Consider the following 601-nt stretch of genomic DNA (forward strand, 5'->3'; position numbering starts at 1 on the left):
CGTAGGGGAACCTGCGGCTGGATCACCTCCTTTCTAGAGAAGGTTGTTGATCGAGTACTTACAGCCTATCGGTTATTTGTAGTTAAGGGCGTCAGCCAGCGATGGCTGAACAAGAAATGGGTTTGTAGCTCAGCTGGTTAGAGCACCGTCTTGATAAGGCGGGGGTCGTTGGTTCGAGTCCAACCAGACCCACCAGAATTTCTGTTGTCGGAGAGATCCGGCCGCACAAATAAAGCTGAAAGGCAAGGCGAAAGGCGGCGAAGTGTGATGATGCACACGAGGCGCGTTTCAACGCGGCATTTCAGGTTTAGAGGGGGATTAGCTCAGTTGGGAGAGCACCTGCTTTGCAAGCAGGGGGTCGTCGGTTCGATCCCGTCATCCTCCACCACAACTCAAACACAAGCGAGTTTGCAAGATAGCTTGATTGTGTTTGCGTTGTATTTTTAACGCCCGATCTTTAACAAACTGAAGAAGCCGAATATATAAAGACGGCGAGAAGGAAGCGTAGAGTTAACTCTTTACGTGGACGGATCGTCATCTTGGGTATTTGATTGTATCTAGGCTACGTCGCCATATCAAAAGGGGCGGTGTAGTCGTCGCA

Annotated in this window: 2 tRNA genes; both read left to right on the forward strand. The window is 50.2% G+C overall.

The features are described 5' to 3' along the window. The first annotated feature begins 118 nt into the window (after positions 1–118). Positions 119–195 (forward strand) — tRNA-Ile (locus tag QUG03_RS23205). Between the two features lie 117 nt (positions 196–312). Beyond that, positions 313–388, forward strand: a tRNA-Ala gene (locus QUG03_RS23210). Positions 389–601 lie beyond the last annotated feature (213 nt).

It is taken from the genome of Chromobacterium sp. CCUG 30098 (genome assembly GCF_059916605.1).